At 48.3% G+C, this 14,826-nt stretch carries 10 protein-coding genes; all 10 read left to right on the forward strand.

Going from position 1 to position 14,826, the window contains the following annotated elements:
- Positions 1–50: 50 nt before the first annotated feature.
- The 10 genes from NYE72_RS15425 to NYE72_RS15470 all read left to right on the forward strand — a co-directional run bounded on the left by NYE72_RS15425 (position 51) and on the right by NYE72_RS15470 (position 14,340).
- Positions 51–1,232: an amidohydrolase gene (locus NYE72_RS15425; RefSeq protein ID WP_076105728.1), complete on the forward strand. Its 1,182-nt coding sequence runs from the start codon at positions 51–53 to the stop codon at positions 1,230–1,232.
- A complete protein-coding gene (gene solA / locus NYE72_RS15430) occupies positions 1,229–2,401 on the forward strand; it encodes an N-methyl-L-tryptophan oxidase (RefSeq protein ID WP_094900816.1) in 1,173 nt (390 codons plus the stop codon). Before NYE72_RS15425 ends, solA begins: the two co-directional genes overlap by 4 nt.
- Complete coding sequence (locus NYE72_RS15435; RefSeq protein WP_036677271.1) at positions 2,401–2,880, forward strand: DinB family protein; 480 nt, start codon at positions 2,401–2,403, stop codon at positions 2,878–2,880. Before solA ends, NYE72_RS15435 begins: the two co-directional genes overlap by 1 nt.
- 75 nt (positions 2,881–2,955) lie before the next feature.
- Complete coding sequence (locus tag NYE72_RS15440) at positions 2,956–4,302, forward strand: LLM class flavin-dependent oxidoreductase (protein WP_339209934.1); 1,347 nt, start codon at positions 2,956–2,958, stop codon at positions 4,300–4,302.
- Between the two features lie 211 nt (positions 4,303–4,513).
- On the forward strand, positions 4,514–5,407 hold the full coding sequence (locus tag NYE72_RS15445; RefSeq protein WP_339209935.1) for an ABC transporter permease subunit: 894 nt from the start codon (positions 4,514–4,516) through the stop codon (positions 5,405–5,407).
- A gap of 6 nt (positions 5,408–5,413) precedes the next feature.
- The gene (locus tag NYE72_RS15450; RefSeq protein WP_036677267.1) at positions 5,414–6,310 is read left to right on the forward strand and encodes a carbohydrate ABC transporter permease; all 897 of its coding nucleotides are present in this window, start codon (positions 5,414–5,416) and stop codon (positions 6,308–6,310) included.
- A 31-nt stretch (positions 6,311–6,341) separates the two neighbouring features.
- Positions 6,342–8,027, forward strand: a complete 1,686-nt coding sequence (locus NYE72_RS15455; RefSeq protein ID WP_036677265.1) for a hypothetical protein — start codon at positions 6,342–6,344, stop codon at positions 8,025–8,027.
- 103 nt (positions 8,028–8,130) lie between these two features.
- Positions 8,131–9,921: a sensor histidine kinase gene (locus NYE72_RS15460; RefSeq protein ID WP_076099203.1), complete on the forward strand. Its 1,791-nt coding sequence runs from the start codon at positions 8,131–8,133 to the stop codon at positions 9,919–9,921.
- The gene (locus tag NYE72_RS15465) at positions 9,921–11,525 is read left to right on the forward strand and encodes a helix-turn-helix domain-containing protein (RefSeq protein WP_076099202.1); all 1,605 of its coding nucleotides are present in this window, start codon (positions 9,921–9,923) and stop codon (positions 11,523–11,525) included. Before NYE72_RS15460 ends, NYE72_RS15465 begins: the two co-directional genes overlap by 1 nt.
- Before the next feature lie 10 nt (positions 11,526–11,535).
- Positions 11,536–14,340 carry a glycoside hydrolase family 2 TIM barrel-domain containing protein gene (locus NYE72_RS15470; protein WP_339209937.1) on the forward strand — a complete coding sequence of 935 codons (2,805 nt, stop codon included), beginning with the start codon at positions 11,536–11,538 and terminating at the stop codon, positions 14,338–14,340.
- The last annotated feature ends 486 nt before the right edge of the window (positions 14,341–14,826 follow it).

Genomic DNA, 14,826 nt, shown 5'->3' on the forward strand with positions numbered 1-14,826 from the left:
GGGCGGGCTCGGTATCACACAGGAAATCGTGTAAAGGAGGGTGACTGTATATGACAAGTAAAGCTAAAGAGTTAAGTGCGGAAGCGCTTGAAGAAGAATTAATCGGGATACGCCGTCATCTGCACCGGCACCCGGAACTGTCCAATGAAGAATATGGCACAACAGAATATATTATTTCCCTGCTGGAGCGGGCAGGAGTCAGGATCGTAGAATACGGTCTGTCTACCGGCGTGATCGCAGAGATTGGCGGCAAAAAGCCTGGTTCGGTCATCGCACTGCGCGCAGATATTGATGCCTTGCCAATCCAGGAGGAAAGTGGAGTATCCTTTGTTTCATTATATCCCGGCAAAATGCATGCCTGCGGGCATGATTTCCATACGGCTGCCTTGATGGGTGCCGCCTATCAATTGAAACAGCGAGAGCAGCAATTACAGGGAACGGTGCGCCTGTTATTCCAACCAGCGGAGGAGAAGGCGCAGGGTGCACAGCGAATCATTGCTAGCGGGGCACTAGAAGACGTCCGGGCAGTGATCGGGCTGCATAACAAGCCAGACTTGCCAGTCGGAACCATCGGTATTAAGGGTGGTCCTTTAATGGCAGCAGCTGACGGGTTTGTGATTGAAGTGCAGGGTGGCAGTTCTCATGCTGCCGTTCCGGAAGCTGGCATAGACCCGATTGTAGCGGCTTCGCATATTGTGACGGCATTCCAGTCCATTGTAAGTCGCAATGTCAGCCCACTGCAGAGTGCGGTGGTCAGTGTGACGCAGATTCACAGCGGCAATTCATGGAACATTATCCCCGAAAAAGCCGTGCTTGAAGGGACGATCCGCACCTTTGATGAAACGGTGCGCAGCAAAGTGCTGAACCGGTTTCAGGAAGTGGCGGTCGGTGTAGCAGCGGCTCTTGGAGCAGAAGCTACCGTTCGCTGGATAGAAGGGCCACCTCCGGTTATCAACGACCCCTCCCTAGCAGCGCTTGGAGTTGAATCGGTCGAAGCTCTTGGTTACCGAGCGATTCAGCCAGAGCTTTCTCTGGCTGGAGAGGATTTCGCCTTCTATCAGCGCGTGATACCCGGACTGTTCGTTTTTGTTGGTACTGAAGGAAGCCAGGAATGGCATCATCCGGCCTTCAATCTGGATGAACGTGCACTCCCTGTGGCAGCACGTTTCCTTGCGGATGTAGCTGTTCGTTCCCTAGTGCAGTACAGTCCCGATGGAGGTGCAGAATTATAGCTGAATATAACAGTTACGATGTAATTATCGTCGGCGCAGGCTCGATGGGCATGAGCGCCGGTTACTATCTTGCGAGGCGCGGAGTGAAGACGCTGTTAATTGATGCCTTTGATCCTCCACATACACAGGGAAGCCATCACGGGGAAACCCGGCTGATCCGGCACGCTTACAGTGGTGATCCCGCTTACATTGATTTGGCTCTGCGGGCAGATCGTTTATGGAAAGAAGCCGAGCAGTTGAGTGGAATAGAACTGCTTGTCCGCTCGGGCGTATTGAATCTAGCAGATAGTGCAGTGTATTCCTTCAGCGGTCGTCTCGCGGAAGCGAAGAAACGGAAGGTGCAGGTTCAGCATCTGGATGCCGGAGAGATCCGGCGGCGCTGGCCGGGATTGAACATACCAGAAACATTCGCAGCAATGTATGAACCAGATGCCGGGTATTTGTACAGCGAGCGCTGTATCTCCGCCTACCGCCAGCTTGCCCTTGGACAGGGTGCGGAGCTGTTGACGAACACTTCGGTAGTAAACATCACCGCCCGCGAAGGCAGTGTGACAGTTCATACAACAAACGGCGATTATCACGGAGCGTCAGCTATCCTTAGTGCCGGAGCCTGGTTTGGAGCGTTAGCGCCTTTTGTGCATTTGCCAATCAAGGCGATCCGCAAAGTTGTGGGCTGGTTTGAGAGCTCACCTGCTTTTTCAGCCGGTAACTTCCCTGGCTTCACGCTAGGGGCTGAGGAAGGTGGCTATTATGGCTTTCCCAGCATTGATGGAACCGGTCTGAAGATCGGCCGGCACGATACGGGGCTGGAATGGAAACCAGGCACACTACTTGCTCCCTTTGGCAGTGAAGCCAGCGATGAGCAAGACCTTCGTAGAGTACTGGAGTCTTATATGCCGGGTGCAGCTGGCCGATTACTTAAAGGTTCTGTATGCAAATATGAGCATACGCCTGATGAAGATTTCATTATTGACCGCCATCCGCTCCACTCCAATGTGCTGGTAGCCGGAGGGTTCTCAGGGCATGGTTTTAAATTTTCTAGTGTTGTAGGTGAAATACTTGCTGATATGGCGACAAGTGGAGCTACCAACCACAACATCCAACCTTTTTCGTTATCACGTTTTGCACCTGATCATTCGCAAGCAGGCTTTATATTGGAGGGGATTTAATGAGCAAAGTTCAAATCAGTAATTTTTTAAGTACTTACAACCAGCTGGTGCATGCAACTGCAGGGTTAACAGAGGAACAGCTGAAATGGAAGGCGGAACCAACAAGTTGGAGTGTCACTGAGGTGCTGGCTCATCTAGCTGATCACAGCATTGTGGTTTCGTTCCGCATCCGTGATATTCTCGCTGCTACAACTGCGCAGCTGCCAGTCTTCAATCAGGACGCTTGGGTCAGCGGCCAGTACGCCAACAGTGGTTATGCTTCCGATAGCTTGGAGTTGTTCCGCAGCCTGCTTTATTATAACAGTCTATTGTTTGAACGGCTCAGCGCAGAGGATTGGGAGAAAAGCGGGATTAACTTCAAGGGGGAGATCGTGAAAATTTCCGATATCGTCCATAGCTTCACCGCACATGTGGAAAGGCATCTTGGCCAGATCGAGCGAATCAAGCAGGGCGCTGCCAATGCATCGTTCGTGCAATAAATGCTTATAAAGTGAGTTTTGCACAAAGTAAAACCTGGGAATCGTATGCTCACAAAACTTTTAGGAGGAATGAACATGACCAAACCAAAACAACTGAAGCTAGGCGCACTGCTGCATGGAGTAGGAGGCAGCACGTCGATGTGGCGCCATTCTGATGCTAAGCCGGATGCAAGTGTAAACTTTGAATTATACAAAGCGTGGGTACAGAAGGCAGAAGAAGGCAAGCTGGATCTGATCTTCATCGCAGACGGTTTGTACATTAATGAAAAGTCCATTCCGCATTTCCTTAACCGGTTTGAGCCGCTGACCATCCTTAGCGCACTCGCCGCCGTGAGCACCAACATTGGTCTGGTTGGTACCCTGTCCACCTCCTACAGTGAACCGTTTACTGTCGCGCGTCAATTCGGCTCACTGGATGTAATCAGCGGAGGCCGGGCCGGCTGGAATGTGGTGACTTCACCGCTGGAAGGCTCTGCCTCTAATTACAGCAAAACAGAGCATCCTGACCATGGCAAGCGCTACCGCATTGCTACCGAATATTTGCAGGTGACGCGCGGATTATGGGATTCCTGGGAAGATGATGCGTTTGTCCGAGACAAGGAATCAGGTGTATTCTTTGATCCGCAAAAAATGCATACCCTGGACCATCAAGGCGAGTTCTTCTCCGTGAAGGGACCGCTCAATATTGCTCGTTCGAAGCAGGGGCAGCCAGTCGTGTTTCAGGCAGGTTCCTCAGAAGTTGGTAAAAATTACGCCTCAAAGGAAGCGGATGCTATCTTCACTGGCCACGAAACGCTAGAAGATGCCCAGGCATTCTATAGCGATGTTAAGACACGGGTAGCTTCATTTGACCGGGATCCGAATGAGGTGCTGATCTTTCCTGGCATTGCACCAATCATTGGCGACACACCAGAGGAAGCAGAGCGCAAATATCAGGAGGTTGCTGGTCTCGTGACGATTGAGAATGCACTGAACTATTTGGGCAGATTCTTCGAACATCATGATTTCTCGCAATATCCGCTGGATGCACCGTTCCCTGAGCTTGGCGAGTTGGGGCGCAATAGTTTTCAGAGCGGCACGGATAAAATCAAAAAGGACGCGAAGGAGAGAGGCTTAACACTAAGACAGGTCGCCTTACAATCCGCTACCCCGCGCAGCAGCTTTATTGGCACACCTGAGCAAGTGGCGGATCAGATTCAAACCTGGTTTGAGGGTGGAGGAGCAGACGGATTTATGATCGCAGCTGCTGTTCCTAACGGACTGGAGGAATTCGTCGATCGGGTAGTGCCGATTCTGCAAGAGCGGGGTCTGTTCCGCACTGAATACGAAAGTAGCACCCTGCGTGGAAATCTCGGTATTCCATTGCCTGAGAACCGCTATTCCAAGGCATCTCAACCGGCAGGGCATAAAGCCATACATTAACAATAATATTAATTTGAATTTCAATATTTAGCTTTCGTCATAAAAAATGTAACGCAGCCGTTTAAGGCTGCGTTTATTTGCGTGCGCGCGGAGCTTGTCTATCAACGTAAGCGCTTTAAATATCCAATCAGAGCAATAGATAACCAATCACTGTTATATAGGCAGGGTTCCCGCTGCACCTTATGATAGAAATATCAAGGAGGGATGTAAATTGTACGCTAAGTTCTACAAGTACCGATGGCAATATTTAATGATTCTTCCGGGAGTTCTGTTGCTATTTCTGTTCAGCTATATTCCGATGGCAGGGATTCAGGTCGCCTTCCGCGACTTTCAGATTGGCACCTCGATCTGGAACAGCGCATGGGTGGGATTAGACAACTTTTCTTTCCTGCAAGATCCCCAGTTTTTAACTGTTGTCAAAAACACGTTATATATATCCGTGCTTAAGTTCATCTTCGGATTCCCGGCACCGATTCTGCTGGCGCTGGTGATTAACGAGGTAACCCGGCCTGTATTTAAACGATTCGTGCAATCGGTCAGCTATTTGCCACATTTTTTCTCATGGATTGTAGTCGCTTACATCCTGCAGTCTTTTCTGACTTTGGATGGTGGGCTGGTCAATCAGTTCATCGAGAAAGCAGGTGGTGATCCCGTATTTTTTCTAGGTTCCACGGAGTGGTTCCGGCCCATGGTTATATTAAGCGGCTTGTGGAAAGAGACCGGCTGGAACACGATTCTCTATTTGGCTGCGATCACAACGATTGATCCGCAATTGTATGAGTCCGCCAAGGTAGAGGGGGCAGGAAAGCTAGCCCAGATTCGGCATATCACCTTCCCGGGTATTCTACCGACGATATCGATTGTGCTAATTCTAAGTATCCCAAGCCTGATTACTGTAGGGATGGATCAGATTTATCCGCTGATGAATTCTGCTAATCAAGGGGTCGCGGATGTACTGGATACGTATATCATCCGCAACGGATTGCAGCAGGGATATTTTGGGATGGCGACCGCAGTAGGACTGTTATCCTCAGTGATCAGCTTGATATTGGTTGTTTCGACTAATCAGTTATCCAGAAAAATAAATGGTGAAGGATTATGGTGATGGCATATGAAGCTCAGCAGAGGTGAAAAAATAGCTCAATACGTCATCGTCATAGTACTGGCCGGTCTGTGCTTGTCTGTACTATATCCATTCCTGTACATGCTGGCAATCTCACTGAATGACGGTGCAAGTGCGGCCAAAGGTGGCGTGTATCTATGGCCCAAGAATTTCACATTAATTAATTATGAGATTGTATTAGGAAATGAGATTATCCGGCAGTCTTATCTAATTACAATCGCTAGGACAGTCATTGGCACATTCGCAGGACTTATCGTCACACTTCTGGTGGCATTTGGCTTGTCCTACCGCGGTCTTCCCTTAAGAAGCACGATACTAGGCTATATTCTTTTAACCATGTTATTCAGTGGAGGACTGGTTCCTTTCTATATTCAGCTTAATAATCTCGGGCTTATCAACACGTTCTGGGTGTATATTTTCCCCGGGCTGTTCTCGGTCTGGAACATGTTTGTCATGCTGAAGTTTATACAGGGAATCCCTGAAGCTCTGGTAGAATCCGCTGAACTAGATGGAGCCGGTCCTGTTCGTACTCTGATTCAGATTATTATTCCACTCTCTCAACCTATGCTTGCAGCGCTGGGACTGTTTACCGCAGTGGGACACTGGAATGATTGGTTCGCCGGTGCTTTCTTCGTCACGAAGCAGAATCTGATTCCGGTGCAGACCTTCCTGCAGCAATTGCTCGCTGCTCAGGATTTATCCGCTGTCCTTGGCTCGAATACCAACCAGGAAGCTTTGGCGAGGAGCTCACAAATGCAGAATATTACGCTGATGTCGATTAAGATGGCAGTCGTTATGGTGAGTGCAATCCCCATCCTGTGCGTGTATCCGTTCCTGCAGAAATATTTTGTGAAAGGAGTTCTTGTAGGGTCAGTAAAAGGTTGATCTACAATAATAGAACAGGGGGAATTAAACAATGATGATCAAAAAAACGGGTCTAGTCGCCTTGGCTGCAGCAACCTTACTGATGTCTATTGCCGGATGCTCCGGATCAGGTGGGAATACTGCGAACAAGCCTGGAAGTGACAATGAAACGTCAAATAACCAGCCCGCCAGTGGCTCGACTTCCTTTAATCTCTGGCTCGGATGGACGGCAACCATCAATAATGATAGTTTGGTCCAGAAATATTGGCGTGAACAGGAGCCTGGAGTAAATGTGAAGCTGGAAACCACTCAAGGCGACGCGATGACTGCACTTAATTTGAAGATAAACACTGGCGGCTTTGAGGATGCAGCTATCTTCAGCCGAAACGAAACGGTCAAAAGCGCGATGAACCGGTCGAAACAGCTTATGCCGCTAGAGCAGTATTTCGACATGCCTGACAAATATCCAGGACTTGCGTCTATTCCAAAGCAGTATCTGGAACTTATGAAGGATAATGAGGGCCATATCTGGTCCATACCTACCTGGTTTGACCAAAACCCGGAAGATCCGTGGCCAGGTTGGGCATCTCAAGCCTGGATTGTCAGAAGTGATGTGCTGGAGAAAACAGGTATGACCAAAGAGGACTTAGCAACGTTAGAAGGAGTTGAGACCTTCCTTCGGAAAGCTGCAGAAGAGAAGGATGCTTCCGGCAAATCGCTGATTCCTCTATCATTCCTGATGGACACTAGTGATAATCTGGGCTGGAGCGATGAAAACGCAATTTTGACAGCATTTGGGGTGACTACAGCAGGTAATGGCGTTGACAAACGCGGCGATGATTTTGTATTCGCTTACGACGATCCCAATTATAAAGCAGCTTATCAATGGATGAACAAGATGTACCAGGAGAAGTTGATCGATCCAGAGGTCGTTACCAGCAAAAAAGAACAGTATACAGAAAAGAACAAATCAGGTCGTATTGCCTTCAATGTCGGCAGCTTCTGGAACATTCCTGCCTCAGCCTGGGAGACATTGGACGGCCCAACAGAGCCAGGGTGGTTTTACGAAGCGATCCCTTTTCCTAAAGTGGATGGTGTAGAGAAAGTCGGAATTAATCAGGTTACCAATCCGAATCCAGGCTATGATGTCTATGTTAGTGAAAAAACTAAAAATCTGGAAGCTATTCTGAAATTCTTCGATTATACCTTGCAGCCGAAACCCGAACAGCAGCAGGTCATTAATGAAGGACCGGCGGGATTATACTGGGATTGGATTGATCAACCGTTGGGCAAATGGAAATTCACAGACGAAACCTACAAGACGAGCCGCAATTCCGGAGACACCGCACAAAAAGCTAAAGTCACCCCGGAGCTTTACATGACTGCCTCTTACAGCAATGAATGGTACCCATGGTGGAACACAGAGGATGCAGGAAAAGCCGGAGCTGCTAAGACAATTAAGTTCACAGAAGCTATCGGCAAAATGGGAACGATCCGCGTGGCAGAGCCTTATGATCTATTCCAGATGAAACAGGGCGGCGCATGGGAGAAATATTCACCGGAGATCGAAAATATCCGCAAGGAATATCGAGCCAAGCTTTTAATGGCCAAAGACGAGGGGCAATTCGAGAAGAATTGGAGCGATTTCCAAGCAGCACTAGAGAAGCGTGGGCACTGGAGTGAAGTCAAGCAGGAGTGGCTGGATACGTACAAGGAGGAAGTAACCGCCTTGCAATAGACAACCGTGATGCTCTTTCAGTCACGGATCTTAAACGATAAAAAAATTAATGGAGCACCTCTCACTTGGAGGGGGCTCCCTTTGCACTTCATGGGGGGAATCTATGATTAAACAACAAATAGAGAAATGGATCATCCGTATGACCCGTTCTATGAACCTGAGGAGTAAGATTGTATTATTCTACGGACTAATTGTATTTCTCCCCACCGTACTGCTGGCTGCAGGTGCAGGGTACATGATGCTACATACGGTGCGGGCCAATTATATGCTGACGATCAGGGAAGCCGTTCGGCAAAGTGCGCAGAGTATTGAATTCAGGAAGCAAAGCTATGATCTGCTGGCTACCCGGACGGCTACGGATGGTGAGCTGATCTCTAGATTAGCCAGGGACTATGCGGATATCGATGAACAATTGGGTACGGTCAATTATGTGGACCGTTCCTTCCTGCTCACCAGTAAATACTTGCCAGGTATTGAGAATTTCCGGATCTATCATACCAACGATACACTAGTGCAAGATGGAGGGCTTCTGTGGAAGCCGGAAAAACGGAGCCTTTCGGGAATTCGAGAGCGGGAATGGTATACGAAAATGCTTCGCACAACAGACAATCTGGTATGGACTAATGCAGCGGACGACAGGACTAAGCTAGTAGTATCCCATAAAATTCTGAACGCATATGGAGATGTTTACGGGATTGTGTACCTGTTACTGAACTATAACGGTGTCTTCATGGAATCGTTCGAGCATCCTTTTGAAGGGGCCGGAGAATTGTATATTGTTGACGACAACGAACGAATTATTGCATCCTCGGAGCCCTCTGAAATTGGCAGCCGGTTATCCTCATCCTCCTTAGGTCAGTACTGGAATAACTCGTTGGAAACATCGGCTACAAAAAGCGGGATGATGCTGATCACTCAGGAGATTAAGTCTGGCTGGACGGTTGCCGCGCTTGTGCATCTTGACAGACTGGAGGAGCAGTCTACGCGGATTATGTACTATATCGGAGCAGGTATTGCATTTTTCCTGCTGTTGTCCATCTTTCTAATCATGATTGTACTTAAAAATGTGATTTGGCGGATCCGCAAGCTGGGCACCCGAATGACAGATATCTCACAGGGCTATTTCGAAGTTACAGTGAGAAACCGTGACAACGATGAGCTGGGTGAGCTTGAGGTATTGTTCAATTCCATGTCTGGCCGTTTGAGAAAACTGGTCGAAGAACATACAGAGGCCATGCTCAAAGAGCGGGAGCAATCATTCAGGGCGTTGCAGGCACAGATTAACCCTCATTTCATTTATAATTCGCTAAGTCTGATCCGTTGGCGGGCATTAGATCAGCAGGACGAATTGCAAATCCGAACCATAGATGCGCTGACGACATTCTATCGGCTGGCACTCAATAACCGGGTTAATGTGACGCTGATCCGTGACGAAATTGAGCATCTTAAGGCGTATATCGAAATTCAGCAGCTGCGTTATCCCGGTCAGGTATCCGTAGAGTGGCTGGTAGAGCCTGACGTTCTTGACTTGTACAGCATTAAGCTGATCCTACAGCCTACGGTCGAGAACTGTTATCTGCACGGGGGCATCACAACTAGAACTCATGCTTTTATACAAATTACGATCAAACGAGTGGAGAATACGGTGCAGTTTCAGATTTTTGATAATGGAAAAGGGATTGGCAGTGAGAAGCTGGAACAGATCCGTACCGGCAGCTACACGGGTACGCAAAACGGATTCGGGATGAACAATATCCGTGAACGTCTTGCATTGTATTTTGGCACAGAGGGCGGCTTTGAGATTGACAGTGTAGAAGACGAATGGACTTGTGTAACCATTGATATCCCTGTTTGCAAGGAAAGTCCTGAGATAAAAAAGGGGGATGGAGCTTAATGCGGGCATTAATTGTCGACGACGAGCCTATGCAGATTCAAGGGCTTCTTCGTCATATTGGCTGGAAAGCTCTGGGGTATGAGGAACCGTTAACTGCATTATCTGGTGAAGAAGCACTAACAATCCTAGGAGAAACTCTTGTGGATGTGCTGATCGCTGACGTCTCGATGCCCGGTATGACAGGGATCGAACTGCTCGCAAGATGCAGAGCGGATTATCCGTTACTCCAGTCTTTACAGACTGTGATGATCAGTGGATATGACGAGTTTGAATTTGTGCAGGAGGCTATACATCTGGGAGCTAAAGCTTACGTTCTGAAGCCCATCAAGACGGAAGAACTCGAAATGAAACTGGCTGCGTTCAGAGAAGTAGTTGAGAAGAAAAAACAGATTGAACAGGAAACCACTGTACTTAGGGAGAAAGTAACAGAGAGCTATGAGGTGCTGCAGGAACGTTTCGTCAAAGATATGGTCGAAGGCTGGATCCACAGTGATGAGCTGCTCGAATCCTGGCGGCGTCTGCTGGATCTGCCTAATGGGGAATGGCAGGCAACATTATTCCTGTTCGGATATGACCGCAGGTTTCTAGATAATCCGCATGATGCCAAGGATCGGATCCTGCTTAGCGAAGGGTTATTGAACTGCGTTAAGACTGGTCTATCTGGCTTCACCGGTACCTATATAGGGAAGACAGGAGCGGATGAACTGGCCGTCATTGTGCTGAACGCAACGCCATTGGTGCGGGCAAGACTTGAGAAGCAGCTTGCGTTTATCCAAGATATCCTAAGAGAGCAGTATAAAGCTTCCGTCTCGGTCGGAATCAGCAGAGAGTGTTTGTTCTGGACGGAAATACCGTTGCTGTATAAGGAAGTAAGGCATATGATGACCGGTGCCAGGCTAGCCGGCTACGGACAAATCCTATATTTCGACCAGAACTTGATGAATGAATATCATGATTTCCGGTTGCGTGAAGAATACATTCCGGAAATCGTTAAGCTACTGGACAGAGGAGAGAGCGATAAAGCTTCCGCTTATTTCAATCATGCTTTCGAAGTGTTACTTGCGCGAGAGCCTGTATCCTTTTCCTATGTGCAGGCTTTCGGAATGGGTTTGCTTAGCGAACTAGCCAGAAAACTGAAGCGTATACATGAGAAGGATACAGAGTTGAACATCCTCATGTGGCAGCGGTTGATCGACTGTACAGGCGTAGATGAAGTCAGGAAGGTCGTACTGGAATATTTGGCGCAATATGCTAAGCTTAATCAAAGAGAGCAGGTCGCTCAGCAGCATAACCTTATCCAGCGGGTCGCCCGCCAATTGGAGGAGCATCTGCATGAGAACATGACTGTAAAGCAGCTTGCTGAGCAGTTTCACTTGAATCACAGCTATTTAAGTGTTCTCTTCAAGAAAGAAATGGGCCGGACGATTTCCGATTTCGTGCAGGAAGCGCGTATGAACAAAGCCAAGGAACTACTTCGTGACCCCAATATTAAGGTTTACGAGGTTGCCGAGCAGGTGGGCTTTCAAACCGCGGCTTATTTTGCCTTCCTTTTTAAGAAAACAACCGGCACTACACCTCAGGAGTTCAGAGATTATCATTATTAGGAGTGATATTTTGCAGACAAAGATCAGCCTGGAAGGCGAATGGAAGTTGCAATTGGGTGAGGGAAAACAAGGACTGGCATTGCCTTTTACAGATGTTATCACACTGCCGGGAACAACGTCCTACGCACGCAAAGGTCCGAAGAACGAGGATGTTTTAGTAAGCGCATTAACGGATGAGTATTTGTTTGAAGGACAAGTCTGGTATTCAAAAGAGGTCGTCATTCCGGAAGAACTAGCCGGCAAAGTCTGCATTCTATATTTGGAACGCACGAGGCTGACGACTCTATGGCTGGACAATCAGGAAATAGGCAGCCGTAACAGTCTGAACACCCCACATATATACGAGTTGCCGCAGCTTCAACCTGGGAATCATACGCTCACCATCCGTGTGGACAATACGGGTTACCCAACCAAAGGTGGACATTTAACGTCGCAGGATACCCAGACTAACTGGAATGGGATTACCGGACGTATGGAGCTTCAGTTCTACGGTGAGTCACGGCTCAGCGGCATCCGGCTCGATCCGGATCTCTCAGCCCGCTCAGTCCGAATCACGGCAACCTTGGACAGCAGGAACGAATCTATATTTACAGTGTCTGCGCAGAGCTTCAACAGCGACAATACACATGCTGTGGACGAGCGGGAGTACCCAGTCTCACCGGGTCGTTTTTCCGTCAACTATGAGCTTGGTCAAGACGCGCTGCTCTGGAGTGAAGGCGCTCCCAATCTTTATAACATAAACCTTGTTTTGAAAGACAGCGATGGATATATAATGGACCGACAGGAGCTCGTTTTTGGATTGAAGGAATTCCGGGCAGAGGGCGATAAGTTTACAATCAACGGAGAAAAAACCTTCCTCCGCGGCAAACATGACGGCCTGATCTTCCCGCTTACCGGTTATGCCCCGACTGACGTCGAGGAATGGGTAAGAATCCTTGGCATCTCCAAGTCTTACGGCATCAATCATTATCGCTTTCATACCTGCTGTCCGCCGGAAGCTGCTTTCACCGCAGCGGATATGCTCGGTATCTACATGCAACCAGAGCTTCCATTCTGGGGAACAATCACAGAAGAAACCGACGAGGGCCATAATCAGGCGGAGCAGGCCTATCTGATCAGCGAAGGCTATGCCATTCTTCAGGCTTTTGGCAATCACCCCTCCTTCGTGATGATGTCGCTTGGCAACGAGCTATGGGGCAGCAAAGCCAAGATTGATTCCTTCCTAAAGGACTATAAAGCATTTGATAACCGGATTCTCTATACACAGGGGTCCAATAACCACCAATGGGTGCCAGAAATTCTGGAACATGACGATTTCTTCAGCGGCGTGCGCTTCTCCAGAGATCGGCTGTTCAGAGGCTCCTATGCGATGTGTGATGCTCCATTAGGTCATGTCCAGATCGATCTGCCAGGCACGATGAAAGACTATGACGATCAGATCGTCCCTCAGGATTTCTTCAACGGAGAGGGGATGGAAGCTGCCGCTGGCGGCGAGATCCAGATCCAGTATGGTACGGAAGCCAAGACGGTGAAGGCTGGAGACGCTTCCGCAGAATGGATACCGCACATTCCGGTAATCTCGCATGAGATCGGACAGTATGCTACCTATCCTAATTATGAGGAAATCGATAAATACAACGGTCCGCTCAAAGCTGAGAATTTCAAAATTTTCCGTGAACGACTGGAAAGTAAAGGGCTGGGTCATTTGGCCGCCAAATATTTTGAATCCTCGGGGCAACTGGCAGTAGCTTGCTACAAAGAGGAACTTGAGGCGGCATTCCGCTCCCGGCGGCTTGCGGGCTTCCAACTGCTTGATTTGCAGGATTTCAGTGGCCAGGGAACGGCGCTGGTGGGTGTCCTCGACGCCTTTATGGATTCCAAAGGAATGATAAGTCCGGAGGACTGGCGAACTTTTTGTAATGATGCCGTTCTGTTGGCAAGATTCCCTAAGTATAACTATGTCTCTGGTGAATCGTTCGATGCCCATGTTGAACTGAGCTGTTTCCGCAGTGGTATGCCGAGTGCATTTGAACTGCATTGGGAGCTTACCGCGGATAATGGTATACTCGCCGCAGGTTCAACCGAGGTGGACGTACCTGCAGGAACGAATTATATCGATATCTGCGATCTGGCAATAAAACTACCTGAAGTTGACCGTATGAGTACTATCGTATTGTCCCTCTCCATACAGGGAACAGATATCCGTAAGAGTTACGACCTGTGGATTTATCCAGTGAAGAGTGGCAACATGCTGGAAGGTGTCCATGTCTTCGACAAGCTGTCTGATGATGCGCTTGCATTGCTGGAGCAAGGTGAGAATGTGCTGCTTATGCCGAAACCGGAATCTCTCCAAAATGCCGTTGAAGGTTATTACTGCACAGATTTCTGGTGTTATCCAATGTTCCGCTCGATCTCAGAGAGCATGAACCGGCCAGTACCCATTGGTACTATGGGGCTGTTGATTGATAACAAGCACCCGGTGCTTCGTGAGTTCCCGAGCGAGGAATATTCTACCTATCCCTGGTGGAGTATTGTTGAGAATTCGAAATCGCTCATCATGGATGCAGCTGACCGCGATTGGAATCCCGTTGTGCAGACTATCGATAATTTTGAACGCAATCATAAGCTGAGTTTCCTAGTGGAATGCAGTGTAGGAGCAGGCAACCTGCTGATATGCGCATTGGATGCTGATAAGGTTAGCGATACGCCGGAAGGCAGACAGTTCTTATTCAGTCTTGCGGGTTATATGAAATCAGATGATTTCAAGCCACAGTACAAGGCGAATGTTGCAGAACTTCTTGAGCTGATCCAATAGGCAGAGGCAGGCGATTGCTAAGGTTACCTGTCAAATTTCATATGGATGAATAGTCCAATGGGGCTACAGTGAAAACTACGTTCTCCACTTGAGTAAAACAGACTGTCGCATCGTAAAAAACTGAAGAGCAGCGATTCTCTTAATGAAGAGAGATTCGCTGCTCTTAGTTTTTTGCTGCTTTTAGTTTATTGGTAGCCGCCAGCTTCAACAGTGTCATCGTTATCTGAGCCTCTGAGGGTTTCGGACTCAGATGACACTATTTTCTGATTTTCAGCCTTGTGAACAACATTTCAGACTCCAGTGACGCTATTGCTTATAAAGAGGTTCATATGTGGTATATTTCATGCAAATAGTGGCTATGAAGACCGTTAGCCTACCAAAAGTGCAATAATACTGCATTTAGCGTCATCTATGTCCGATAGATGGTGCTAGTTTGAAAGATACAACAATGCGAAGAAGGTTTCAAATAGGCAGCATTTCGAAGTT

It is taken from the genome of Paenibacillus sp. FSL L8-0333, assembly GCF_037965665.1.
In the GTDB taxonomy this organism is placed as follows: Bacteria; Bacillota; Bacilli; order Paenibacillales; family Paenibacillaceae; genus Paenibacillus_AQ; species Paenibacillus_AQ odorifer.